The following is a 25,091-nucleotide window of genomic DNA, read 5'->3' as shown; positions in this document are numbered from 1 at the left end:
ATAAAGATAGAGTGATTACAAGAAGAAAGTCCATTTAAGGAAGGAATTTGATGAGAGATGATGATTTATCTGGACTCTGCCGCAACTGCCCCAATGAGAAAAGAAGCCATCGCCGCCTACGCAGAAGCTGCGGAAAAAGCCTTTGGGAATACCCAAAGCCTTCACGACGCAGGATCTGCGGCAGCCGACTATGTCGTGTCGTGCCGAAAGTTATGGGGACAATTCTTGAATGTCCGGCCCGACGGTATTTATTTCACCGGCAATGCATCTGAAGCGAATCAACTCGCGATCCGCTCGCTGCTAAATGGCAGGCCCGCCACTAGCCGGCAGATTGTCTCCACGAAACTTGAACATGCTTCCGTGTTGTCTACATTGCATGAACTTGAAAAACAAGGCTACACCATCGATTACATTGAAGTTGACCGCTTTGGCCAAGTCGATATGAAGGCCTTCGAACAAGCTATCAGTGAAAAAACCGCACTCGTCGTGATGCAGCTGGTCAACTCCGAAATGGGTGCCGTACAGCCGGTCAAAGAATGCGCGCAAATTGCTCGTCGCTTCGGCGTGCCGCTTCATTCGGATATCGTCCAAGGCTTCGGCAAACTACCCGTCGATATCGGATTATGGGGCGTCGCCTCTGCTGTGTGTTCAGCACATAAAATCGGCGGCCCAAAAGGCGTCGGCATCGCCTACCTTGACCCGTCCATCCACTGGCAATCGGTTTACGAAGGGACGACGCATCAAAATGGATTTCGTGCAGGAACCATTGATGTGCCGGGTATCGTCTCCGCCACCATCGCCGCGAAGCTCGCCATCAGCGAGCAGCCACACAGTTACGAACATGCGCAAAAACTTCAGGACTACCTGTTCGCACATTTGCCTGATGGCGTAATCGCAACAGGTGAAGTCACCACAAAATCTCCGTTTATCCAAGGCTTGATCTTGCCGCATGTTGAAGGACAATGGATGATGCTCGATTGCAACCGTGCACAGATCGCCATCTCGACTGGCACCGCTTGTAAGATCGGCTATGGCGAAGCGATGTCCGCAATGCTTGCGATGGGAACAGAACCGGATGCGGCACGAAAATTCGTCCGCATCTCCTTTCACCGAGAAACCAGCACACGGGATATCGATGAGTTTATCCAAGTCGTCGACCATTCATTAACCGAATTTACGTCTTCTTTGTAAAGCCGCCCTCGCAGCGGTTTTTTTTGCGCCAAAATTTTTCTGACAATTCTATTGACAAGAAATCATTTTAGTTATATGGTTATACACATAAGTATATAACCGTTACACTAAATCACCTAGAGGAGGTGTTTTCATGATCAATCCATCCGATTCGACAAAGCCCCTGTTCCTGCAAATTCGCGAATTGATCGAAGACCAGATCGTCAATGATCAATTGCAAGAAGGCGACCAAGCCCCATCCACCAATCAATTGGTTAACTTCTACAAAATCAATCACGCCACCGTGTCCAAAGGCATCACACAGCTCGTCGATGAAGGCATACTCTATAAAAAGCGAGGGATCGGCATGTTCGTAGCAGAAGGCGCAAAGCACACATTAGTCCAGCAGCGCAAAAAAGCATTCGTTGACAATTACGTCACCCGCCTGGTGCAAGAAGCAGAAAAGCTTGGCATCACCGAGCTCGAAATCATCGAATTGATCAAATCCACGAAAGGACGTGATGTGTGATGACAGCCGTTCAACTCAATCATGTGACCTTGAAATTCAAGAAATTTGAAGCCTTGAAAGACATCTCCCTGACGCTCGAAGCCGGCAAAATCCACGGGCTCATCGGCCGGAACGGCGCAGGCAAAACTTCGCTGCTTTCGTTAATTGCCGCTTTTCGTGAACCGACAACTGGTGAAGTAGCCGTTGATGGAGCTCTTGTGTTCGAAAACCCGGAGAAAATGGAGCAAATCGCGTTCATTTATGACAAAGACTATAAAGAAGAAACAGAGAAGGCGAAGAAATTGATCGCACTTGCCGCTCATTACCGCCCACATTTTGACATGGACAATGCCGAGCATTTGATCAAACGTTTCAAATTGCCTGTCGACAAACCCGTCAACAAATTATCGAAAGGCATGCAGTCGGCACTGAATGTCGTCATCGGCCTCGCAAGCCGCGCACCCATTACGATTTTCGATGAAGCCTATCTTGGCATGGACGCACCGGCACGTGAGATTTTTTATAAAGAGATTCTGAAAGACCAGGAAGAACATCCGCGTACGTTCATCCTGTCCACTCATTTGGTATCCGAGATGGATTATTTGTTCGACCATGTCGTCATCATCGACCAAGGACGACTGGTCTTAAATGAACCTTATGAAACACTTGAAGCGCAAGGCGCATCGGTCACTGGCGCAGCAGCAGATGTCGATGCATTTACAGCAACTATGCAGCGACTGAACGAACAGCAGCTCGGCGGCACGAAATCCGTGATGGTCTACGGGGAACTCGACGAAACAAAACGCCAGGAAGCCCATGCTTTAGGACTCGAAATAGGCCCCGTCTCGCTTCAAGACCTGTTCATCTACTTAACCGAGGAGGCGAACTGATATGACATCCACACGCTCTATGAAAGTAGCCACTGCCGTATTTAAGGAAATGATCCGTTGGAGCCTTTGGTTTTTCTCCATTTTGCTGGCGATCCATTTGATCCGGGTTTTTTGGCTGAATGGCGGGCCCGCCCCCATTGAAGGGTTCTTCACCTTCTCCCAGTACTCGACAAGTATCTTCACGCTGGTGCTCGGCATCATGACAGCCTATACGTTCATGGGCCGGCATATCCAACAAGGCGTTAGCCGACGGGATTCTTTCTTCGGCATCTCCCTTGCCGCCACTGGGTTCGCTTTATTCCTGACCGTTGTACCGCTCGCCATTAACGGCCTTCAACACTTGTTGGCTAAAGCTTCGATCTTCCCGGTCGCACTGGATACGGCTGTCGTTTTCGAATCCACAGCTGGCGCAGCCGCTGCAGCGATTGGGCTGTTCTTGAATGTGCTCACTTATTTTTTCGCCGGCTGGCTCATCAGCATCGGCTATTACCGCTTCCGCTGGATTGCCGGGTTTGGCTTTATCGCCTTGTCGTTCATCGTCTTCGGCCTCAACGACTATCTATGGAAGCCTGGAAATTACACACTGGACTGGCTGCCATACGAACCGCTGGAAATGGATTTCTGGCTGATTGTACTCGGCTCGGTCGCCATGCTTCTTGTGCTTTTCCTGGTCATGAGACTTTTGACAAAACGTGTCCCGATCAAGATGTAATAAACTAGCCCATCAAAAAAAGCTGTTCCGCAGATGATTACATCTGTAGAACAGCTTTTTCATATGTCATCTCAACGGATCGCCCCGTGTGGCAAGAGGGCGTGGACCCCTTTGACGCCATTGACGATCTGGGTGATGTGCAAATCGACCGCCACACTTGCCAAAGCGGTCGCTTGTGTTTTGGAAACGGAATGAAAATCTTGAATCAAGCCGATCATTTCATCGAGCGCTGTCGCGGCCGCTTCATTCAAGTCTTCATCAAAGCCAAACGTTACCCAGCCTGCCGGCGTTTTCGCCTTTGGCATATGGAGCGTCATCTCTTCGTGAAGCACGACCGTCAATGCGACGTGGTCCATCGGGCATTCGATCGCCGTACCCGAGTTTTCCCCGTCGCCTTGCAAAGCGTGTCCATCGCCGAACGACAGCATCGCACCGTCCACTTCAACCGGCAAAAACAGCGAGCTGCCTTTGACCAGTTCCTTGCAGTCGATATTGCCGCCCGTCCGGTATGGCGGAGCGGTCCGGTGGGTGCCTGGTGCGCCTGGCGCCAAGCCGATCAACCCGAGAAATGGCGATAAGGCGACGCTGAACTCGGTTCCGGACAATGTGCACTTGCCGGTCATTTGTTCGCGGTTTAGCGTCCAGTCGACTTGGAGGCGCTCGCTATTTGCGATGCCGAGTTTTTCATTTTGCCAAGCCGGCGTCCCTCCTGCCCAGTTGCGGCCATACCAGCCAGGGACATTCTCGTTGATACGTACTTCCAGCACCATCCCGGGCTTTGCGCCTTCGATTTCAATCGGCCCGATAAGCGGATGGCCAAGTTTTTCTTCCTGTTCCCTCGAGCTATAAATGATCCGCTCTTCACCTTCATGCGCCGAATAGCCCCATTCGATGTCCGGCGTCCGTGCCTCGAGGGTGTCGCCGGAATGCACCGACAGGATTGGCTTATAGGCCTGGTTGAACGACGAGTGGAGATTTTCGGATGTAAGTTCGATTCGATGATTCATGAGCTGCCCCTTCCGTGTAGCTGGTTTCTTGTGATGATGGCAGAACCCATGCGAGTTCCGGCAAGCCTTTTGCGATCAGGCACTGCGCTTACGAAAGGCGCGCCTCTCTGCATACAATACGCATTGCGCACAAACGACCACCGCCTCGTTGCGGTCGTTATAATATTTTCTTGGCTGCCGCGCGCTTTGTTTGCACACTGCACATTTTTTCTTAAAAAATGAAAACATAATCTGTCGCTCCTTTACGATAATAAATCAGCTTTCTTTTAGTCTTTCACATTCATGGCTGTTAGAGAAGTTTTTTGCCCGGCTGCCAGCCCAAACAAAAAAGATGCCCATGACCGATCGATCGGTTCTGGGCATCTTGTTCCATCAATTATCCGTATTTCTCGGCTGTTGGTAATAATAATCCGCCGGGTCGACCGGGGTGAATCCAACAGGTGTGTAAAACCTCAGCAAGTCGCCATTGACGACGCCATCCGACAGTTGCAGTTCATATCTGCCGAGCTGTTTCAGCATCTCGGCTTCTTCAAGCTGCCCTTCTTCAAGCGGCAATCCGCTGGCAGGGTCGTAAAACGCTTCGCCGATGGAGTAAGCCTCGGGACTGACATAATCGCCGTTGCGGAACATGACGAGTTCTTCATGTTCTTCAGACAATAAATCGGTCCCGAAATGCACATAGTTTTGCGTATCCACACCGAGCAAATGCAGCACGGTCGGCAATAGGTCAATCTGGCCGCCGTACGTATCGTTGAGGCCGCCATCCATTCCTGGCACATGGATGAACAATGGCACGCGTTGAAGCTTGGCATTTTCAACCGGCGTAATGTCTTTCGACAAGACTTCAGCCATCGCTTCATTATGGTTATCAGAAATGCCGTAATGGTCTCCGTACATGATGATCATCGTGTTGTCCGCAAGTCCCGACGCTTCGAGCTGTTCGAAAAATTGCTTGATCGCTTCGTCGGCATAACGCGCCGTCTGGAAATAATTATCGACGCTCGCGTCACCCGTTGTCCCTTTTTCGATGGTCGCCAGTTGCTGGTCCATTTTATAAGGGAAATGGTGCGCTACGGTGATGAATTTCGTATAAAATGGCTCCGGCAGCGACTCTAAAAGCGGCGCTGACTGCTCGAAGAATGGCTTATCCATCAAGCCATATTCGGCCATGTCAGCTTCAGTCGTATTCGGGTACGATTCGATATCAAAGAAATGATCGTAACCGAAAGACTTATAGATTTCAGAGCGGTTCCAGAACGTCCCGTTATTGCCATGGAATACAGCCGATGTATAGCCCTCATCTTTCAAGATGGCGGGCGCGGACTGATATGTGTTCTGCCCTTTCGTAATAAACGCTGAACCTTTTGGCAAGCCAAATAGGGAGTTTTCTAACATGAATTCGGCATCGGACGTCTTGCCTTGAGCCGTTTGATGGAAGAAATTATCGAAATACATGGTGTTTGGGTCTTCTACCATCGAATTCAAAAATGGCGTCACTTCTTCGCCGTCCAGCTCATAATCTATCAGGAAGGTTTGGAACGATTCCAAATGCAAATAGATGACGTTCATGTCCTCAGCTGCGCCGAAATACGCTTCATCCGGTTTTGCGTAATTCGATTTCGTGTAATTCAACACTTCCGTATTGTCATCGCTATCTGCCATAACCCGCTGGGAGGAAGCTTTCACGCTTTCGACCGTGTCGTAAAGCGCGTAATTGTACATCCCTAAATACTTGACGATGTACGTGCGGTCAAAACCGCGTGTCAAAAGATCTGGGCGGTCTGATTCCGCGAGCGACAAGTTAAAGAGTGAAATCAACAAAGCCGCTGCAATCAATGGCAGAGCCATTCTCTTTTTGACCGTGCGCATGTCTTTTTCCATTCGTTTCGATAAAACCAATGCACCTAGCAACAAAACATCGGCAAAGAACAGGATGTCGAGCGGCTGGATCAAGGTCAGCACACTGCCTCCCAAATCACCGAAATTCTGTGTCTGGAACAAAGTCGGCAAAGTGATGAAATCACTGAAAAACCGGTAATAGACGACATTGGCATAGAGCAGAATCGACATGCCAAGGTATATTGACAGCAAGACCCAGTATTTGCGCATCCCTTTAAAGAACAAAGACAAGCTCAGCAATAACAGCGCAGAGCCTAACGGATTAAGCAACAACAGGAATTCTTGCAGCCCGCCTTCTACTTCCAGCGTGAATTGTGTTTTTTGCGAGATATATGTTTTCGCCCATAGCATCACAACTGCCAATACAAAAATGGGCATGTAATTAGTCATTTTCATTTTTTTCATGTTCATTACACCTTTTTATGATCGATTGTCTTCTGGCTATTCGCTAGCCTGTTTCTCGAAAGAAACATTCTCTATTGTACTCCCATTTTCCGGAAATTCAAAGCCTTATGCATGCTCCGGTGCGGATTCTTGGCTTGCCATCGCTTCGCGCCATGTGACCAATTCCTGCTTTTCGATTTGTTTCTGAAGTACATCATCCCAAGTATTGCTCTTCGTGTTCCAGACGCGGGCGTAGAAGAGATCCTGCTTCCGGTCGTATAGCTGAAACTCGATGCAAGGGATAGCATCATAGCCAAGTTCATCTAGCGTCAGGACATCCGCAACTAGCACTTGATAGCCTTCTTCGGCGGCATCTTTTTCTTGCGCCAACAGCTCCTGGATGCGGTTTTTGTCAGCTGAAGATTCCGTGGCATAGCGGTAGACAGGGCCGTCAGTTTGTTTTTTGTCCTGCACATCTTCTATGAGCCAATAGCGGTTATGAGCCGCGCTGAAAGAGACCGTGTCGCTCTCACCATCCATCGCTTCTTCGAAAATGCCTCTTTCCAATTGCCCATACCCTTTGTCCGTCAGCCGGTAGCCTTTGGGATCGAGCCGAATCAACTGGGTGTGATGCATCTTATCGATCAAATCACGAATAAACAATTCTTCGACCAATAGCATTTCTGCAAGTGCAGCCGGGCGGCGGATGTCTGCTTCTTGAAAAGTGAGCAGCAGCATCTTCATCAAGATATCCATTTTAAAACGCTTGATACGGGAATAGGATACTTCGTAGGAAATCAGCGGCACCTGCCACGACAGTTCGTTTACGATGTCTACATTTCCGTTCGATGCCAATTCCATACGCAACTTTTCCACTAGCTTCACCATGTGCTCACCCCTTCTGCAGAACTTTCACGCCGTGTTTTTGTTCGGCGACATCCAATACGTGCTGATACATCTGTTTCGTCTGTTGTTTTTTCGCCCGTTTCGTAAACATTTCGGAACTGCCAACCATCACGAGCAATTGCTTAGCACGTGACAAGGCGACGTTCAATCTACGGTAATCTTTGGCGAAACCGATATCGCCGCGGTCATTTTGGTTATTGCGGACCATGCTTAAGAGAATGATCTCCATTTCGCTGCCTTGGAAACGGTCAACTGTGCCGGTGCGAAGCAATAAATGCGGCAAGCGTAATTCCTGATCGATCATGCGCTGCAGCCGTTTCACTTGTTCGCCGTAAAACGAAATGACGCCAACCGTTTTCAACTCATCCGCGGGAATCCGGCCAGCCGCTTTGGCTTCAGCGACCGATTCATTGAGTTCGACTAACAAGCGGCTGATCTCGGCAAGTTCGGAAGGATTGTACAGGCTTTTCCCGCCGCTCATGCGTTCTTCAAAATACGCTGGTTCGTTCGGCAAATCGAGCCACATGAGGTGGTTATGGCGTTTTACTGTTGTCGATTCAAGGTAATGGTCGCGGTCTTTGTTAGAATCCGCCAAGCCACATTGCAATTGGACATTCTCGTCTTTATAGAACGGCGAAATGGTTTCCATGATGTCTTTGTGCATGCGGTACTGGATCGCGAGCATCGTTTTATTGGTGTCCGGCAAGTTTTTATACAAGCGCTCAAATAGCGATTCTTCGAGGAGTTTCTCGAGTTCACGCTTTTCTTCAAAGCCGCTATTTTCTTTGATCATTTCTTCCAAAGTTTCTTCTAAAGTATCGTTGCCAAGCAAAGGCGGCAATTGGTGGTGGTCCCCGACCAAAATCACTTTTTTGCCTTTGAGCATCGGCAACAATAGTTCCGGTGGCGTCGCTTTCGATACTTCGTCAACGATGACAACATCAAATACCGGATAATTGTCCTGAAAATCCTTGCGCGCAGATGCTACACAGGTCGTGCCGATTACATTGGCGTGCTTGATGTAGAGCTTGCGGATTTCATCCAAATCGTGGTCGCTTGCCGATTCCAAGAGGCCAATCCACTGCTTTTGCACCGATTGCAAAAGCGGGAAGTTTTTCTGCTCTTGCTTGAGTGATTCCACATCGAATGACAAACTCGCAAGTTGTTTCGCGGTTTCTTCGTAGGCCGCTTCCGGATCTGTTGAAAGGATGCTTTCCAACTGTTGCAGTTCCTGTTGCTTGTCTTTTAGACGCTGTGTCGCTTCGTCAAGTTGCGCTGCGACGTCGTTGATTCGCTGTTCGGTTTTTTCAACTGCCGTTCGTTCAGCGAGCAAGTCGGCTTGCAGTTGCTCCAATTTCGCAGCCGCTTGTCGAAATTCAGCTTGGTCGTTTTCAAGCTGCGCCAACTGGTTTTGGCGATCGGCAATCGCTTGTTCGACGTCTTCTGGCACGTCGATAGAAACGGACAAAGTGCCCGCTCGCCGTTCAATGCGTGAAAATTCTTCCCGCTTCCGCTCGAACTGCTCGAGGCCTCGTTCATCCAATGCGAGATAGCTTTGCCTTTGTTTGTCGAGTTCTCCGCACAGTGCTTTCTTTAATTGGGCGAATGCACGCTTGGACTCTTCAATATACACATCGGCGGCTTTTAGCATCGCGCCTCTCCGCCATAGGTCATTCTGGCGTTTGTATAAGCCGCTCAAAGCTTTGGCAAGAACAGCCGATTCGATCTGCTGGGAACTTTTCAGCATCGCGCGCAGTTTTTCCAGAAACTCGTCGATATTGGCAGAAGTGAACGATTCCGCTTGAGACAAGGCGCGTTCTTTCACTTGCGCAACGTCGATTCCTGCAGCCTTCAGTAAGTTCTCAACATAGCCAATCGCTGAAGTGACGCTCACGTTGTATGCTTCAAGCTTTTTGCGCTCTGCCACTTTGTCACGAATCATGTCGAGTTTGCTGAGTGAAAAAGCAATCGCCGGCATTTCTTCGATCTTTTGTTGCTCCATCACTTCAAGCAAGCTATCGACCTTTTTCATGTCCTCAACGGTCTCGAGCACCGCTTGTTTTTCCTGTGCTCTGGCCATTACTTCGTCACGTTTTTCTTCAATTAATTCCATGTCGCGGCGCAGGATGGCCAGCTGTTCGCTCAGCTTCTTAGCTTCGCGTGCGCGCTCGAGTTGTTCAATGCTTATTTGAGTTTGCTGTCGCTGTTGTTCGAACCATTCGGTCCCTTGCCCGCTATCGAGCAAATCCTGCGCTTTGTCAATGGCCGCTTCTAGCTTATCTATTTTTCCTTCGATGCTTTGCTTGTGGTTTACCGCTTGCCGCTGTTCGAGCTCACGCGCCCGTTCTTTGTTTTGCCAAGCCTCTATTGAAACTTGCAAGTCTTGCTGTTTTGCCTTGGCTGCTTTTTTATCTTCCACGGCTTGCTGCCATTTTTCAAATACCGGCTGCAGCTCCGTGTAGGCCTGTTCCGTTTCTTCAAGTTTTTGGGCGACTTCTTTTTCGCGGGCTTGACGCGCCTCATACTGCGCCGTGATTTCTTTTAAGGTATGGTCTTTCCAATACTGCCCGACATTTTCTTCGATGAATTTCTGGCCATCTTCTTCGATGCTTTCGGTGCGCCCGACACGCAAAATCCGGATGTCTTTATGGGCAAGCAAACGCCCGAGTGCATTGTCGACTGCCAAATTCGACTGCGAAGCGACGAGCGTACGCAAGCCCTTCTTGGCGTTTTGCAGGCAGATTTCCGAAATGACCGTCGTCTTGCCGGTCCCTGGTGGCCCTTGGATGACGTACAAGTCTTCCGCAGACATCGCCCCTGTCACCGCTTGCTGCTGGAATTCATTCAAACGGTTATGGAACGTGAGCTTCGGCAATTCTTTTAATGGCGCTACGTTCGGCCGCTCTTCGAACAATAAGCGGTCGAGCTGCGGATTGACCGCAAGCCCCTTTTCGAGATTGGTGAAGCCTTGGCGCAATCTCCGGACTTGGCTGAGTGCCGCGAAATTGCTGAACACGGCTTCCCTTTTATGGAGCGTATGCGCTTTATCGCGCAGCTGCTTGATGATATAGGCATTCACTTCAATTTCGATTGCACGATTTTTCGTCTTCAGGACGGTTCCGACATCGCCATTGATGCCAGTGAGCCGGACGCTTAGATTGCGCAAGTTTTTCCATTCTTTATCGTCCATCCGGCAGCCGGTCAAGGTGATGCGGCTGAAATCGTGGCTGAACGCCAAATTCGAATAGCCGGTCTTAATGTCCGGAATGTCCATGCCCTGTTCTTGAATCTTCAAATAGCCTTCCCAGCTCGAGATGCGCTTTTTCACATAATCCGAACGCTCTTTCGCCGGGGTCATCCGGTTAATCAAGTTCATGAACGCTACCGGCACCGGGTCGCGCGAATTCTTGAACTGAATCGTTTCTTCGCGCTGCCAATTGGTGCCGAGTGCCTGATAGGCTTTTCGTAAAGTCACATTGGTCACCAATAATTGATGGTTCGCGAATACGCAATGAAGCACGGCCGCTTGCCCGCCCGCCTGGTCCGTCAGCCTAGCTGTTTGTTCTGCATTGAACAAAAGCGCAACGGAAAGAGAGCCATCCGCAGTCGACGGATAGCGCTCGAGAAATACTTGAAACGGATGGTCCGCCATAAAAAATGAGCGTTCGCTGATGCCGAACCCTCTCATCTTTTCCGATGCGGTTTTAGTTAAACGTATAGTCGTCTCGTATGTTTTGGTTTGTGTTGCCATTGTGTCATCACCTGTTCCGCCAAACTGAAAAGACGTGTAGTCTGGCTGGTTTCTTCGCGTTTTCGCTGTCGATCGTATCTTCTAATCATATCATTTGCAGGTACTGAATGTTTTCTGAACTTATGTATTTTACGCGAAACCCTTCTTTTGCCTCACGTCTTCTTCCCATCACCTTGTATGAATTTTTTCTATAAGATAGAAGCCATCAAAAAAACATCTGTGCATTGGGTAGACAATCCAATGCACAGATGTTTTTGAATGCTCATGTTTTCTCTCTACTTATTGCGCAGTATAGCCGCCGTCGACTAAGATCGTCGTGCCAGTAGTAAAGTCATTTTCACTGAGGAAGATGATGGCATGAGCGATTTCATCCGCCTTGCCGATGCGGCCAATCGGATGTTTGCTGACCAGCTGCCCATAAAATTCATCACCAAGCGCTTCCCGGCTGACCATGCCGGATTCGACATAGCCCGGCGCGACGGCATTGACGCGGATGCCGTGCGGCGCGTATTGAAGCGCCAGGGATTTCGTCATAAGGTTGACGGCGCCTTTTGAAGCATTATAAGCAAATGCCGCCCCTTCCCCGACGCTTCCAAGAATCGAAGAGGTATTGATGATCGCTCCGCCTCCATTGTCCATCATATGGCGAATGGCGTGCTTCGCCCCGAAGAAAATGCTGTCTTGATTGACCGCGATGACTTTATGGTAGTCTTCATAGCTCAGCTCATGCGTTTCTGTCAGCGCACCGATGCCGGCATTATTGACGAGCAAGTCAATGGTGCCGAACTGATCGATCGTGAAATCGATCATCGCTTTTACCGAGTCTTCGCTTGCCACATTGACTTTGACAAATAAGACATCGCCTTCGTTTTTCAAGCTGTCGACCGCCTGCTTGCCGCCTTCTTCGTTAAAATCGGCAATCACCACTTTTGCTCCTTTTGCCAAATACGCTTGTGCCGCCGCTAGCCCAATTCCTGAAGCGCCACCAGTCACCACTGCCACTTTACCTGCTAACTCCATCTTCTCGCCTCCACTTCCATATTTTTCAATAATCCAATATTATCATAATTATCAATCAATTATAGGGCTATTTCGTTACCTGTCCCTCTAGTTCTCTCATCAGCTCGTAAATCTTTCGAACAGTATTCACATTGCGGATCGTGACTTGTTTATACAACGCGGTGCCAACGATTTTCGCCATCCCGCTCTTGGACACATGCTCCCGGTCAACCGACCAAAGAACGGCGCCTGGCACATACATCGCTCGGTCAATATCCGGTTTTAACGGCAATTGCTCGAGTACATGCTGTTGGTCGACCTGCTGCCATAAAAATAGCACATCGCTTTTCAACTGTTTATCATTGGCCCATTCTGGTGGGACCGCCTTTGCAATGCAGCTATACTCTTCCAATGAATACACCAGCACCTTAATGCTTAGCCCAAACCGTTCCAGAATCGCTTGTTCTAAAAGAACTGTCACTTGTGCTTTCTCACGGCTGTCTTGAAAGACGATATTGCCTGAATTGATGTAGGTTTTGACTGACGACATGCCCAGCTGTTCGAACGCCTCTTTTAGTTCCTTCATGTTGACTTTATTATGCCCGCCGACATTAATGCCGCGAAGCAACGCTGCATAGATCATGCACATCTTCCCCTTTGAAAATTAACAGATAGAAAACTCATTCGTTCAATTGCTTGCTGTTTTCGAAAATCCTAATTTTTGACGGGATTCTCAACAAAAGACTACAGTAAAGACACCCCTATGAAGGAGGACTACTTAGATGAATGACATTCCATTAATCGTGACAACTGACTGGCTAGCCAAACACTTAAACGATGCTGATTTACGGATTGTGGATGCTACGGTGTTTATGACATTCCCGGAAGCCGGCGGTGCTCCAACTGTCGAATCCGGCAAAGCATCCTATACCCAAGGCCATATCCCGGGAGCGGTGTATGCAGATTTGCTCGGGGAATTGACCGATAGCGAAGCAGCTCTGCCGTTTACCGTCCCGCCACGCAATGCATTTATTGAAAAAATGACTGACTTCGGTATTGGCGACGGTATACGCACCGTCATCTACGATCAAAACGCACTTGTTGGCGAAGAACTTGCCGCTTCTCAATGGGCATCACGACTTGCTTGGCAATTGCGTTACGAAGGATTCGGCCAAGTCGCCATTCTAGAAGGCGGATTGCAGAAATGGCAAAAAGAAGACCGTGACTTATCCACCGAGCAACCGTCTCATCCCAAAGCCGAATTCACAGGACAGCGGCGTACAGGCATGCTCGCCACAAAAGAGGACGTCCGCCAAGCCATCGAGGATGAGCAGACCATCCTCATCAACAGTTTGTCGCCCGACGATTTTCACAGCGGCCACATCCCAAGCAGCGAGAATGTCTTTTTCGGAAGCCATGCAAGCGAGGACACGAAAGCATTAGCCACGGACGAACAATTGCGCGCAGCTTTCGAACAAAGCGGCGCACTCGCCCCCGATAAAAAAGTCATCACGTATTGCGGAGGCGGCATCGCCGCTACTTGGACCGCCTTATTGCTCAATAAACTCGGGCAGCCGAATGTCGCCGTGTACGATGGGTCGATGAATGAATGGACAAGCGATCCATCCTGCCCGGTCGCAACCAATAAATAAAGTAACATCAGCTAAACTCATGGAGCCCTTTCCATGGGTTTTCTTTCTGCATCGATTGTCACCAAGCCTATAAAAGATTGGTCACTGTTCCCGCTGCGTCGCCATGATCGCAAAATAGCTTCCTTCGAGGCCGCTGTACACAAGGCGTTCAAAATGAGTGTGAAAGCCCGCTTGCTCCAATAACTCTTCCCATTCCGCCATCGAGAACAGCCCAAATTCCGCGTGGTCCGATTCCGTAAAGACTCGGCCGTCTCTATCTCGCATGATATAGACATATTCAGTTTCGGTTACATGATCATTTGTATCCGCATCATAGTTCCATTCCAAATACCGCAGGCCCCGCTTGCCTTGATCAATGCCACCGTGATGGGTTTGCGGCTTGAATGTTTCTGTAAACTCATCCGCTACGATCATCAGGAGGCCGCCGGGATTTAACTGCCTTTTGGCATTTTGCATCACTTCCAATAAATCCTGTGCAGTCGTAAAATGCATGATGGCGTCATGGATGAACACAAGATCGAACCGCTCGCCTAAATCGAGATATCGCATGTCCCCTTCGATATGTGGGCAATCCGGATTTAATTTCTGGCTGATGGCCAGCATCTCCCCAGACACATCCGTCAAGGTGATCGGAAAATGGCGTTTAAGGTAATAAGCGTTACTGCCGCCGCCAGACCCAAACTCCACCGCTTTTTGAATGCGCGGATGATATTGTTGCATGAGCTCCAAGTAAAGTCCCGCTTCCTCTTCATATTCTGTATGAGGAGACATCAAAGGCCACCAATCAGCCAATTCTTTATACAATTTCATCGCTGTCCTCCTTTCTAACGTTCTTTCCAGCTTGCCAATAAGCGCTGTTCTTTTGCGCTATCCAATCCGGCTGTGCCGACTACGCCTTCTTTTTGCTGCCACTCGTGTGTATCTTGAATCGTCTCTGCAAGCGGCCTAAAACTCAGTCCTTGAGCCAGCGCTTTGTCAATCGACATCGCCATGAAACCATCTACGTTCTCACTGTCCGGTATCCATAGCGGCAATTCCATCCAATATCCTACATCGTTTGCCATCAAAAACTCATCGTCCATCCACACGAATTTCGCACGGCTCGACAAGGCATTTCGGCAAGTTTCCAGAAATGCCTCCATGGTCAATGAATGGCTAGGCCCCGTCGCATTGAAGACGCCGCTTACTTGCTGCTCCACCATTCGCAAAATCCATTCCGCCAAATCCCGGACATCGATAAATTGAATCTGCCTATCTTTGCGCCCAGGCGCCAGCACTTCGCCGCCCTGTGCCACCCGATTGGCCCAATAGCTGAAACGTCCTGTGAAATCATAGGGCCCGACGATCAATCCCGGCCGGATGATCAGCGAACGGTCTGGAAACTGTTTTTCCACTTCCCGCTCACACAGGAATTTCAATTCCCCGTAATATTCATTGCCAGGCGGATCGGCCACGTCTTGCGGCAGCTTGCGCACAGCATGTTCTTCATCAATTCCTGGATCTTGCAAATCATCATAAACCGAAGCGCTGGAGATGAACGTATAATGTCCAGCATTTCCCGCGAGAAGTGCTGCCGATTGTTGCACGACTTGTGGCACGTAACCACACGTATCGATCACCGCATCCCACGTCCGCCCCTCAAGCGCCGTCAGCTCCCCGTCCCGGTCACCGACCAGTTTCTCAACTTCTGGGAAGAGCGCTGGATTTTCTTTTCCTCTATTGAATAAAGTAACTTCATGCCCTTGATCGAGAGCAGCCTGCGTTAAAAAGCGTCCTAAAAAGCGAGTGCCTCCAAGAATCAAAATCTTCATTATCCCCCATCCTTTCCACTGTCTACACATATCATTCCTTCCATGCGTATTCGCCTACTGCCTGGAAAAACCCTTCAAAACCCGTTATTTCGGACACGCCAAAAAAGGCCCTAACGAATTATTGGGCCTTTTGAATACTAGCTATAGGGACATTAAAGAAGCCTCACGAACCTAAAAAGCCGTTCTATTCCTCGACTTCTTGTTCAGCGACCAATTTCGCTTGGACAATATACCGGTCCGGGGCGAACCCGATGAAGTCAAAAGGATAGCAAGTCGTCAATGTCAGCATCGACTCTTCTTTTTTTACAATGACTGTGCGATCATCTGCGTCTGTGATCCAAGTGTCCGTGACTTCGTAACTGAACAACTTGCCGTCGTATTGGACGTGGAGCAAATCTCCTTTCTCGAGTTCATCCAATCGGGTGAATACGGTATCCCGATGTCCGCTTAAAACCGTATGCCCATAACCGCCTGGCACCGTCGTCAAATTGCTGACAAACATCCCGACACCTTGAGTCAAAGTCGAAGGGTCTGTCCCCCAATAGATGGAATATTTCTGTCCAATTTTAGGGATGAGCAGTGCAGCAATCTCCGTTCCAGCTGCCTGTTGAATTTCATTAGTAAACACGGGAGACGGCTCTTCAATGGAAGGTGGCGTGTACATCATATCCTTTTCCAGGGTCTGAGCCACTTCTGTCACTTCTTCTACTTCTTTTTCAGTAAAATCTTGCGCAGCGGTATGGCCAGTATTCCATTGCAAAAAATTCACGATCACAATGCCCATTCCAACCATAAGCAAGATCACACCAAGCCAACGCCTCATTACCCATCACCTCACAATAAAGAGGCTGCCTCAGAAGTGGACGAACACGACTTCTTCGGGCAGTCTCTCTGCAAATCAACATGTTAGAGCGGATATCCACTCTCAGCTTTTATATGGTTTCTTACAAGACAGCCACAAGGCGTTATGCTGTTTGTTTCTTTCTGCGGAATAAAAGCAATGAACCCGCTCCAGCAACTCCAGCGCCGAACAGCATCATCAAAGGACCGTTAGAAGCTGTATCTGGCAATGCTGCGCCTTCTTCCTCTTCGACAGCTTCGTCATCAGATCCGGCAGCTTCTTGGCTCGCTACATAATCATCATATTCTGATTGGCTGACTTCACAAGCAAGCCCATCATTGTCACGGTCGAGATCATGCGGATCGTTTTCTGCGCTATACCCGTTTGTGTACCAAAACTCCATTACTTCTTCGTGGCTTGAAAAATCATCACAGTTCTTATCGTCGTGCTCATCGGCCGCTACGTTCAATGAGGCACTCATCACTAATAGCGATCCCATGAAGATTCCAGTAATTCCTTTTTTCATATGTTTCTCCTTCCATTTCCTTTATTTTCTTGCTATCACAAATAGTAGTCTGAATTAATAAAAAATTCAATATAAATTTCGTTATTTTTGTCATAATTCTCATAAAGACATCAAAAGTCCCGCATAAACTTAAAAATTTCCATATTTTTCTTTTGCGTAGATAATAAGCCCCCGTGTAAGCTAGAGACATTTTATCGTCTTTTGTAGTTAAGTTTGTGATTGTGCTCTTACCAGCTAGCAGCTAACCACTATATTTTGAAAATAGTATCAAGATATCGAGTACAAAAAGCGCTTATATCATTTTCATAGCCCCTCTTCTCGAGCTATGCCATACTGGTACCATAAACGATTAGGGGGAATCTAAATGGCAGAATTGAATGCAATGATGGGCTGGACCTTCATCCAGGAAATTGATGTACCGGATTCGGTCAAGGACTTGCTGGTGGATGGCGAACAAGCAAAAGCCGCCTATAAAACCGTGCGCGACACCGCTGTCGTAACGAACAAACGCCTTATCATTTCCGATAAGCAAGGCTTGACTGGAAAGAAAGTTGAAATCTACACCATCCCGTTTTCATCGATCCACATGTACTCAAGCGAAAACGCTGGCACTTTCGATGCCAATGCGGAGATTCAGCTTTGGACTAAAGCAGGCACATTCAAATTGAACTTGAATAAGAAAGTCGACATCCGTAAGCTGGATAAGCTGATTGCGGAAGCGATCCTGTAAGAATCCAAGAAGTTGTACCTACATGCCTGATTGGCTGCTGGGTGCAGCTTTTTTTTTATTGCTTGCCATTACATATCGGGATTGGGCACAAACTTTCACAATTCTTTACATTGTGTTTACCGTAGCTTAGCAGCCGTTTGAGATACTGGTGTCATTAAATGCAGAAGGAGTTGTTGAACACGATGAAAATTGCAGTGATTGGAGATTTGCACTTTCCTTCGGTAAAAGAGAGCTATACGTTTATCCGGGAAGATCGGCAGTCGTTTTTCGAGTCTTTCATGGAACAGTTTTTCTCGATTCCCGCGGATCTGTATGTATCGATTGGTGATTTGACGAATTTTGGTTCAGCTGATGAACTGGAAGATATCTACGCCATTATCCGACACCATCAAAAACCGTTTGTCCACATACTCGGCAACCATGATGTCTATGCCATGAACCGAAACGATGTCCTCCACATCACACAGCAAGAGCGTTTTCATACGATTTCAACAGACCATGCCGTCTTAGCTTTTTTGGATACAGCCCAAGAACAAAATTACGAAGACTGGGGCGGAACTTTGGACCTTGTCCAACAACAATGGCTTGAAACAGTAGTCCAAGAATCCGGTGACCTGCCGCTTATCGTCTTCGGCCATCATCCGGTCCATGGAACGACCAAAAACTCCGAAAAAGAAAAACGCTGCATTGCGCCGGATATCCCGATGTGGGAATTGCTGAAACCCAAGCAGCGTGCTGGATTGTACGTGAATGGGCATAACCATTACAATTCCATCGCCGCCAGGGAACAATGGACATTTCTCCAACTAGCGGCGGTCCTGGATGAACAAGCGGTGCGACTCATTGATGTATCCGAGTCCTTGATTGACATCGATTATATTCCTTTAATGGACCCCCATTTAAAATCGGCAGCCCAAACGATCGGCACAGCCATCGACCATTTTCAACTAAAGCCCCACCCACTCGGCACCCAGGCCGATGTGAAATACGCGATTCCGCTTTCGGCTTCATCGCCAATGGCTACTGGGTTGAGCTTGCAAGATATAAAAAAGATGACGGCGAGATAAGGCCGCCCTCTAAAAAGGAAAAGCTATCCACGAATCCTTAAGGGATTCATGGATAGCTTTTTAAAGTTCGAACGATTCCTAAAAACACACCCCAGAAGACAGAGTTGAACTCTATCTTCCGAGGTGAATCATCCTCTTTTTGAAACTTAAAGCCCTGTATAAAGAACCGTGTTCGCCAAAGTAATAAGCGTCATCAAGATAGTATTCAAAAATGCCCCAACATAGACATTCCCGGTTTTCCTGAAGAAATAACGGTTGTAAATAGCTGCCAACAGCAAGACTGGAACAAGCCCAATAACAATGATTGATGAGAGGGATTCGGCAGGATAGCCACCAGTCCCTGTCAGGAACAACAATCCGTAATGGTAAGCGAGATACAAGACCAATCCGCCGATAAAGTGAAGAATGGAGATTCCATAGCCTTTCCATCCATCATATGCACTACTGGCCGTATTGACGTTTACAGACAATCCAACAATGAAATAATAGATGAAGAACAACGGCGCATAGCGCAACAATGCGAAGACGTGCTGATCTTCAAAGGTTTTCACTGCCAAAGTCCACAGACGGAAGTCGACTTTGAAGAATGCGTCCACCAAGTATAATAGTCCATATCCAATCACTACTGCCACGATGGCTGTAGCTAAAGCGGCAATAATTGTCTTGGCGTTTGCTTTCAAGCCGTAGCTTGCGAAACTTGCGCCTTCTGCTTTTTTCGCTACGAAGTGATAACCAATCAAAATCATCAATGTCACAATGGCTACGTTGATTGCCCAAAAGACAATCGGATTGACCGTCGCCGCTCCGAACCATTCGGTCGTCGCAAAAAAGCGTTCTTGTTCGCGCAAATAAATATACTGAACGATGCCAAGCACCAGAATAAGCCCAGATCCCATTTTCGCAGAATGGCTGGCATTTCTTACAAAACTGAAGATCAGAATCAATGCCGCTAATCCAATCGTAATCATGCTGATCTGACGAAGAAGAGTCATGCCTGTTGCATCTCCGCTATGAAGAGCTGTAAAAAATAGAGCTGGATACAGTGCACCTACTACTAATAAAATATAACCCGCCAATTTAGCGCCTGGTGTTTTAGGAGCTGCTAAAGCAACTGGAGATTTTGTATAAACCCAGTTAAAGAAGGGCAACTTAGTCAATAGATTGATAACCGGGATGAACAACAAGAAGAAACCAATAAGCGCGATGAAAGAAAACCATTCTTTCCACATCCATGTTTGTCCATTTTCGCCGACTGTCACTACATCCCCATATTCTGCAAAAGCAGCATCATAGAAATCAACGGCATGAGCTGTCGATTGCTCGGAGAAGTGATTCCACGGATGAGTCTCGTTCGGCTGATAAATGATGCGCTCGGCTCCATCAACTTCGTAAAATTCACCCGCCTGCGCAGATTCTAAGCCGCCTAGGAAACCTAGACCTTCAGGCGTGCTGACATAATCTTTTTTCACTACTGACTGTCCGGCTGCCGACGCCTCTGCATCAAAGAAAAATTCGTCATAAACTCCGGCAATTTTCCCCGATGGGCGAGGTCCATAGGAAGCATTGATTTCTTCATCCGTGTAGCCAAGCGCTTTGACCCACTGATAATCCGACCCCATCGTCAAAGAGCTGTGAATCTTGCGCACTCCCGACCCCTGGTAATCTGCTTCGTCCAGCATTACTGCATGAGTGGACGAAAATCCACCCATTGAATGGCCAGAAACCGCAATAACCCCATTTTGTTCTGCATCCTTCAGTACGTAATCTTGTTCATACATGTATTGAACTGCGTCATAAATAGCATAGGGCCAAAACGAAAAGAACGGAATCGGCTTTTCCATTGTGCCAGTCGAATGACCATGATCGTATTGGTCAAGCGCCAGCACTACATATCCTCGCTTAGACATTTCAATTGCTTGTGCGTCTTGCATTTCCGCAGAATTCAAATAGCCATGAGTGGTAACCAGTGTCGGTCTTGCTTCACTATCGGCTCCGTCAGGCTTGTATAGCAATCCGGACAATTCGCCTCTTTCCGTATCGAAATAAATTCTCGACACGTCCACTTCACCGTTCGAACTATTTAACTGGGCGGCAACTATACTACCGATTAACACCAATAGCAACGAAATAATCAACAACACAACTGGTTTTCTATTGTTCTTCATGTTCTTCCCCCTTTTTCTGTTCATGCCTATTCATTAAGATCTCGAAAAACTGGTTGCTGTTATGATATTCCTCCTCTTTGATGTGGATATATGCAACGAAAAAAGAGACACATTAATGAGCTTCGGGGAATGCCCAAAGCTCATTAATGTGTCTCCATTTCTCCGCACGAAATATTAACCTATAATTAGCATATTCATAAATGAAAGCGTTGTCAATAAGAAAACACATTATTCTAACTAATATAAAAAATAAATCTATTGGATTATTTTTCAAATTACAATCGGCACTCTGGCTATTTCTGAAACCTTCCCCCCACTCATCCGTATTCCTATACAAGAGGTGATGAATCGTGAAGAACAAAAAAGGCTTGGCTTTTATTCTGTTTATCTTCCTGCTGCTCGTCCCCGTCCAGGCATTTGCCATCGATTTCGATATTACAGAAGTGCAGATCGAGGCCCAATTGAATGAAGACGGCACCGCAGATGTGACGGAACAATTTACGTACGAATTCGAAGATGAGTTTAATGGCATTACGAGAAGCTTGATCCCAAAAGAAGGAACATCGATTGAGGAATTTACCGCGAGCGACAACCGGCGGGACTTAGAAGTCGAAGCCGAAAACGGCCTATACAAAATCTACCGCTCCGGCAACGAGGGCGATACGATCCAAGTCGAGTTGAACTACCGGATTGTCGGGGCTGTCGAGAAATTTTCTGATGGCGCCGAATTCTACTGGCCGTTTTTCGATGACAGCAATGAAAGCGACTATGGCGATATGACGATCACAGTTATCCCGCCCGCTTCCGCATCGGAAACCGAAGCGCTTGGATACGGGGAAGCGTTTGATACAGCAAGCATTACAGATGATGGCGCTGTTGTTTTTGATTTAGGTGATGTGCCTGCTGGAAAAACGGCCGATATCCGTGCCATTTTTGAGGCTGAATTGTTTCCTGGTGTCACGGCGCAGGACGACACGGTGCGGGACGAATTAGCGGATGACCGCGAGGAACTGGAAAACGAAGCAGCGGCGTTCGCCCGTAATCAACAACTTGCAAAATCTTTAGGCATCCCTGCCATCGCGACACTTGGCGCTTTACTTATCGGCTTGGTGTTCTTCTCTTGGATTAAGGCATCAAGGCGCAAACGGGAAGCTCGAAGCGGAGCTGGTGAATTTTTCGTACCGGAAGATTCGATGAGCGTCCCTGCCTTACTTCATTTCACGAACCCGAATTATGTAGCGGCGAACGGCATGTCGGCAGCGATTTTGGATTTGATGCGAAAAGGCAAGATTCGTCAACTCTCGGAAGACCATTTTGCACTGGCTGACCGCAGCACCGATCACCCGCACGAAGCGGTGCTGATCGAGCTATTGTTCGATACGATAGGAGACGGCAAGGAGTTCACACTGGAACAGGTCGAGATCTATACGAAAAATGAACTTAATCACGACCATTACAACGCAGCGACCGCTGAATGGAATAAAGAAGTGAGAGCCGAAGTGATGGCCCACGATTTTTACGAAAAGCACGTCGGTCTTCGCTGGGCAGTCGGTGTTATGAGTGCCGTCTTCATCGGCCTAGCCATCATGTCAGGCATATACGGGCTATTGCCATGGATGGCTTTGTCCATTGCACTCGCAATGCTCGCGCTTGGCTTTGCGATCGGCTATTCACCAATCACGCGCGAAGGACACCGACTGCGCTCTGAATGGCGCAGCCTGAAAACGGCGATGGCGCAGTTGCCGACAGAGCAATGGGAGCGCTTGACGACGGATGAAAAGCAGCGTGCTTATGCATACTTACTTGGCAGCGACCAGAAAACGGCTGAGCGCAAAGCGCACGCCTTCACAGCTGCGGAGCCGGCAAATGATGTCTCTGGCTTTGCAGTGAATCCAGTCCTCATGACCGCCGTGTTCGTTACGGCAAGTACGACAACGAGTGCCACTGCCGATGCAAGCGGCGGCGGTATCGCCGGAACAGGTGGCGGTGTCGGCGGCGGTGGTGGCGGCTCCGGCGCGTTTTAGGGTAAATAAACACCTAAAAAGGAGGATGGCGACTGCCATCCTCCTTTTTATGTGTTTTAAAGAAGTCTATGGTTCGCTCTCAACTATGAAAAAAGAGCGGCCTTTTCTATTTTCAACAGCAATGACCTCTCTAAGTATTTGGAGAAGCGTTCGCTCGACTCCAGTGGGACTAGCGGGTTTGAGAGACCCCGCAGCGAGCGAAGCGAACGAGGAGGCTCGATTCCCGCCCCACGGAAAGCGAGCGATAAGCTTCGGAAAATACGGCTTTTCGCTTTCTCGACAACTTGAAAAAAGGAGGATGGCGACTGCCATCCTCCTTTTCTTATTCTCTTCCTGAGATATACGCCCATTTATAGCTGAAATCGCCAGTGAACGGATGTGTGATGACATCGTGCACATACGGTTTTTGAAGCGCCATGCTTCCGAACTGATACATATTGGCGATGGCGGCATCTTCTTCCACGAGAATTTTCTCGACTTCCGCTAACGCTTGCCAGCGCTCTTCCGGCTTCAAGGCAAGTTCGCCGTTCGCCTGTTCAAGCAATTCGTCCACTTGTTCATTGGAATACGCCATCGTGTTTTGAGTTGAATCCGTCGCGAACAAATCAAGAAATGTAATCGGGTCTTGGAAATCCGGGCCCCAACCTGTGCTTTGGATATCGTAATCCTGCGCTTCGTTTTTATCGAGCAGGACGTTGAATGGCACTTGGCTCATCTCCAGCGTCAAGCCCTCCAGATTGCCTTCCATCTGGTCTTGCATATAGGCATCGATTTTTTTCGAAAGTTCCGTATCGCCGCTTAAGTATTCCAGGCTCACTTCCGTCAGCCCTTCTTCTTCCAAGCCTTCAGCCCATAAAGCTTTCGCTTCTTCAGCATTGAATTCCATCATATCTCCGTTCACTTGGCGGAAATCTTCGTTGTCCGCATCAAACGTGAATTCTGTTGGGACCAAGAAGTCTGCCGGGATCGATCCATTAGCAAGAACGATATCGGCCAAGTCCTGTTTGTTGAAAGACAATGCCAAGGCTTTGCGCAATTTCGCGTTGGCAAGCGGTGTCGATTCGCCTTCGCGCTGTTGATTAAATTGCAAATAATAAACAGACGGTTTCAAGACGCGCACGACTTCTTCATCCTCTGCGTATTGCATCGCAAATTCGCCAGCTAATCCGGCACGGTCCGCATCTCCTGTCTCATACAAATTAACGCCAGTCCCTGGATCCGGAACGATATTAAATTCAACAGTTTCCATCTTCACATTTTCCGCATCCCAGTATTCAGGGTTTTTCTCCAATTCCCATGACATCGCCGTAGCGTCCCAGTTTGCCAATATGAACGGCCCGTTCGATATCAGTTTGGATGAGTCCATGGCATAGTCGTCTCCATGTTCCGTCACATATGCTTCGTTCTGTGGATAAAATGTGCCGAATGCCATCAACGACAAGAAGTAAGGAATCGGGCGTTCAAGCGATACGACCAGTGTTTGGTCATCTTCCGCTGTTATGCCGAGTTCCGATTTGTCCAGTTCACCCGCTGCAATTGCCTCGGCATTTTTGATGGTTCCAGCCATCATATACGGTCCATAAGTAGAGCCTGTTTCCGGGTCGGCCGCGCGCTGCCACGCAAAGACAAAATCATGTGCCGTTACAGGCGAGCCGTCCGACCAATTCGCATCGCGTAATGTAAACGTATAGGTCAAGCCATCTTCGCTAATTTCAGGTTCGCCGGATGCCATCGCTGGAATCGCCTTATTCTGCTGATCGAGGCGATACAAGCCTTCGCCCGCGTTGTTCAACATGGTGAACGATACTGCATCATCTGCCAGCACAGAGTCCATGGTCGGAATTCCAGAACCTGTCGTAATCCGCAGTTCCTGTAAGCTATCCAATTCGCTTTTCGGTGCAGCCTTTTCTGTATCCGTGGCAGTTTCATCTTCCCCACCGCAGGCCGTAAGCACGGCAACTAAGCTGGCAGTTAGCATTAAAGCCAAAGCTTTATTTCGTTTAATCATTGTGAAGCCTCCTATGTCTATTGCTCTAGTGCATTTCTCCC

Annotated in this window: 20 protein-coding genes; 8 read left to right on the top strand and 12 right to left on the bottom strand. The window is 48.3% G+C overall.

Annotation, left to right across the window (positions count from 1 at the left end; all coding sequences use genetic code 11):
* Positions 1–57 precede the first annotated feature (57 nt).
* The 4 genes from BBI11_RS03955 to BBI11_RS03940 all read left to right on the top strand — a co-directional run bounded on the left by BBI11_RS03955 (position 58) and on the right by BBI11_RS03940 (position 3,280).
* Positions 58–1,191 carry an IscS subfamily cysteine desulfurase gene (locus BBI11_RS03955; RefSeq protein WP_335645536.1) on the top strand — a complete coding sequence of 378 codons (1,134 nt, stop codon included), beginning with the start codon at positions 58–60 and terminating at the stop codon, positions 1,189–1,191.
* Positions 1,192–1,324: 133 nt separating this feature from the next.
* Positions 1,325–1,699, top strand: a complete 375-nt coding sequence (locus BBI11_RS03950; protein WP_068460844.1) for a GntR family transcriptional regulator — start codon at positions 1,325–1,327, stop codon at positions 1,697–1,699.
* Positions 1,699–2,568, top strand: coding sequence for an ATP-binding cassette domain-containing protein (locus BBI11_RS03945; RefSeq protein WP_068460842.1), 870 nt, complete (start codon positions 1,699–1,701; stop codon positions 2,566–2,568). Before BBI11_RS03950 ends, BBI11_RS03945 begins: the two co-directional genes overlap by 1 nt.
* 1 nt (position 2,569) lies before the next feature.
* Positions 2,570–3,280: a hypothetical protein gene (locus BBI11_RS03940; RefSeq protein ID WP_068460840.1), complete on the top strand. Its 711-nt coding sequence runs from the start codon at positions 2,570–2,572 to the stop codon at positions 3,278–3,280.
* A gap of 71 nt (positions 3,281–3,351) precedes the next feature.
* Here BBI11_RS03940 and BBI11_RS03935 read toward each other — a convergent pair whose 3' ends face one another.
* The 6 genes from BBI11_RS03935 to BBI11_RS03910 all read right to left on the bottom strand — a co-directional run bounded on the left by BBI11_RS03935 (position 3,352) and on the right by BBI11_RS03910 (position 12,869).
* Entirely contained in the window at positions 3,352–4,287 is a 936-nt protein-coding gene (locus BBI11_RS03935; protein ID WP_068460838.1) for an acetamidase/formamidase family protein, read from the bottom strand.
* A 372-nt stretch (positions 4,288–4,659) separates the two neighbouring features.
* Positions 4,660–6,591, bottom strand: a complete 1,932-nt coding sequence (gene ltaS / locus BBI11_RS03930) for a lipoteichoic acid synthase (RefSeq protein ID WP_167358142.1) — start codon at positions 6,589–6,591, stop codon at positions 4,660–4,662.
* A gap of 105 nt (positions 6,592–6,696) precedes the next feature.
* On the bottom strand, positions 6,697–7,458 hold the full coding sequence (locus BBI11_RS03925; RefSeq protein WP_068460834.1) for a hypothetical protein: 762 nt from the start codon (positions 7,456–7,458) through the stop codon (positions 6,697–6,699).
* Between the two features lie 4 nt (positions 7,459–7,462).
* The gene (locus BBI11_RS03920; protein WP_068460832.1) at positions 7,463–11,227 is read right to left on the bottom strand and encodes an AAA domain-containing protein; all 3,765 of its coding nucleotides are present in this window, start codon (positions 11,225–11,227) and stop codon (positions 7,463–7,465) included.
* A gap of 279 nt (positions 11,228–11,506) precedes the next feature.
* On the bottom strand, positions 11,507–12,247 hold the full coding sequence (locus BBI11_RS03915) for an SDR family NAD(P)-dependent oxidoreductase (RefSeq protein WP_068460829.1): 741 nt from the start codon (positions 12,245–12,247) through the stop codon (positions 11,507–11,509).
* Between the two features lie 67 nt (positions 12,248–12,314).
* Entirely contained in the window at positions 12,315–12,869 is a 555-nt protein-coding gene (locus BBI11_RS03910) for a DUF1697 domain-containing protein (protein ID WP_068460828.1), read from the bottom strand.
* 139 nt (positions 12,870–13,008) lie between these two features.
* Here BBI11_RS03910 and BBI11_RS03905 point away from each other — a divergent pair, with 139 nt between their 5' ends.
* Positions 13,009–13,878: a sulfurtransferase gene (locus BBI11_RS03905; protein ID WP_068460825.1), complete on the top strand. Its 870-nt coding sequence runs from the start codon at positions 13,009–13,011 to the stop codon at positions 13,876–13,878.
* 81 nt (positions 13,879–13,959) lie between these two features.
* Here the strand turns inward: BBI11_RS03905 and BBI11_RS03900 are convergent, their stop codons facing one another.
* The 4 genes from BBI11_RS03900 to BBI11_RS03885 all read right to left on the bottom strand — a co-directional run bounded on the left by BBI11_RS03900 (position 13,960) and on the right by BBI11_RS03885 (position 17,056).
* Positions 13,960–14,688, bottom strand: coding sequence for a class I SAM-dependent methyltransferase (locus tag BBI11_RS03900; protein WP_068460823.1), 729 nt, complete (start codon positions 14,686–14,688; stop codon positions 13,960–13,962).
* Positions 14,689–14,702: 14 nt separating this feature from the next.
* Complete coding sequence (locus BBI11_RS03895) at positions 14,703–15,689, bottom strand: SDR family oxidoreductase (RefSeq protein ID WP_068460821.1); 987 nt, start codon at positions 15,687–15,689, stop codon at positions 14,703–14,705.
* Positions 15,690–15,873: 184 nt separating this feature from the next.
* Positions 15,874–16,512: a class D sortase gene (locus tag BBI11_RS03890; protein ID WP_068460819.1), complete on the bottom strand. Its 639-nt coding sequence runs from the start codon at positions 16,510–16,512 to the stop codon at positions 15,874–15,876.
* 142 nt (positions 16,513–16,654) lie between these two features.
* Positions 16,655–17,056 carry an excalibur calcium-binding domain-containing protein gene (locus BBI11_RS03885; protein ID WP_068460816.1) on the bottom strand — a complete coding sequence of 134 codons (402 nt, stop codon included), beginning with the start codon at positions 17,054–17,056 and terminating at the stop codon, positions 16,655–16,657.
* 364 nt (positions 17,057–17,420) lie between these two features.
* On the opposite strand from BBI11_RS03885, the gene BBI11_RS03880 reads away from it, so the two are divergent.
* Both BBI11_RS03880 and BBI11_RS03875 read left to right on the top strand, forming a co-directional pair.
* The gene (locus BBI11_RS03880; protein ID WP_068460814.1) at positions 17,421–17,786 is read left to right on the top strand and encodes a PH domain-containing protein; all 366 of its coding nucleotides are present in this window, start codon (positions 17,421–17,423) and stop codon (positions 17,784–17,786) included.
* A gap of 158 nt (positions 17,787–17,944) precedes the next feature.
* Positions 17,945–18,853 (top strand): metallophosphoesterase family protein, encoded by a 909-nt coding sequence (locus BBI11_RS03875; protein ID WP_083389000.1) that lies wholly within the window; start codon positions 17,945–17,947, stop codon positions 18,851–18,853.
* A gap of 146 nt (positions 18,854–18,999) precedes the next feature.
* Here the strand turns inward: BBI11_RS03875 and BBI11_RS03870 are convergent, their stop codons facing one another.
* Entirely contained in the window at positions 19,000–21,018 is a 2,019-nt protein-coding gene (locus tag BBI11_RS03870; RefSeq protein ID WP_068460810.1) for an alpha/beta fold hydrolase, read from the bottom strand.
* A 350-nt stretch (positions 21,019–21,368) separates the two neighbouring features.
* Here BBI11_RS03870 and BBI11_RS03865 point away from each other — a divergent pair, with 350 nt between their 5' ends.
* Positions 21,369–23,042 (top strand): DUF2207 domain-containing protein, encoded by a 1,674-nt coding sequence (locus BBI11_RS03865; protein WP_167358141.1) that lies wholly within the window; start codon positions 21,369–21,371, stop codon positions 23,040–23,042.
* A 322-nt stretch (positions 23,043–23,364) separates the two neighbouring features.
* Here BBI11_RS03865 and BBI11_RS03855 read toward each other — a convergent pair whose 3' ends face one another.
* Entirely contained in the window at positions 23,365–25,050 is a 1,686-nt protein-coding gene (locus tag BBI11_RS03855; protein ID WP_156889031.1) for a peptide ABC transporter substrate-binding protein, read from the bottom strand.
* Between the last annotated feature and the right edge of the window lie 41 nt (positions 25,051–25,091).

It is taken from the genome of Planococcus maritimus, assembly GCF_001687625.2.
GTDB lineage: Bacteria > Bacillota > Bacilli > Bacillales_A > Planococcaceae > Planococcus > Planococcus maritimus.
Note: the sequence above shows the minus strand (reverse complement) of the source record. Positions and strands in the feature narration are given on the sequence as shown.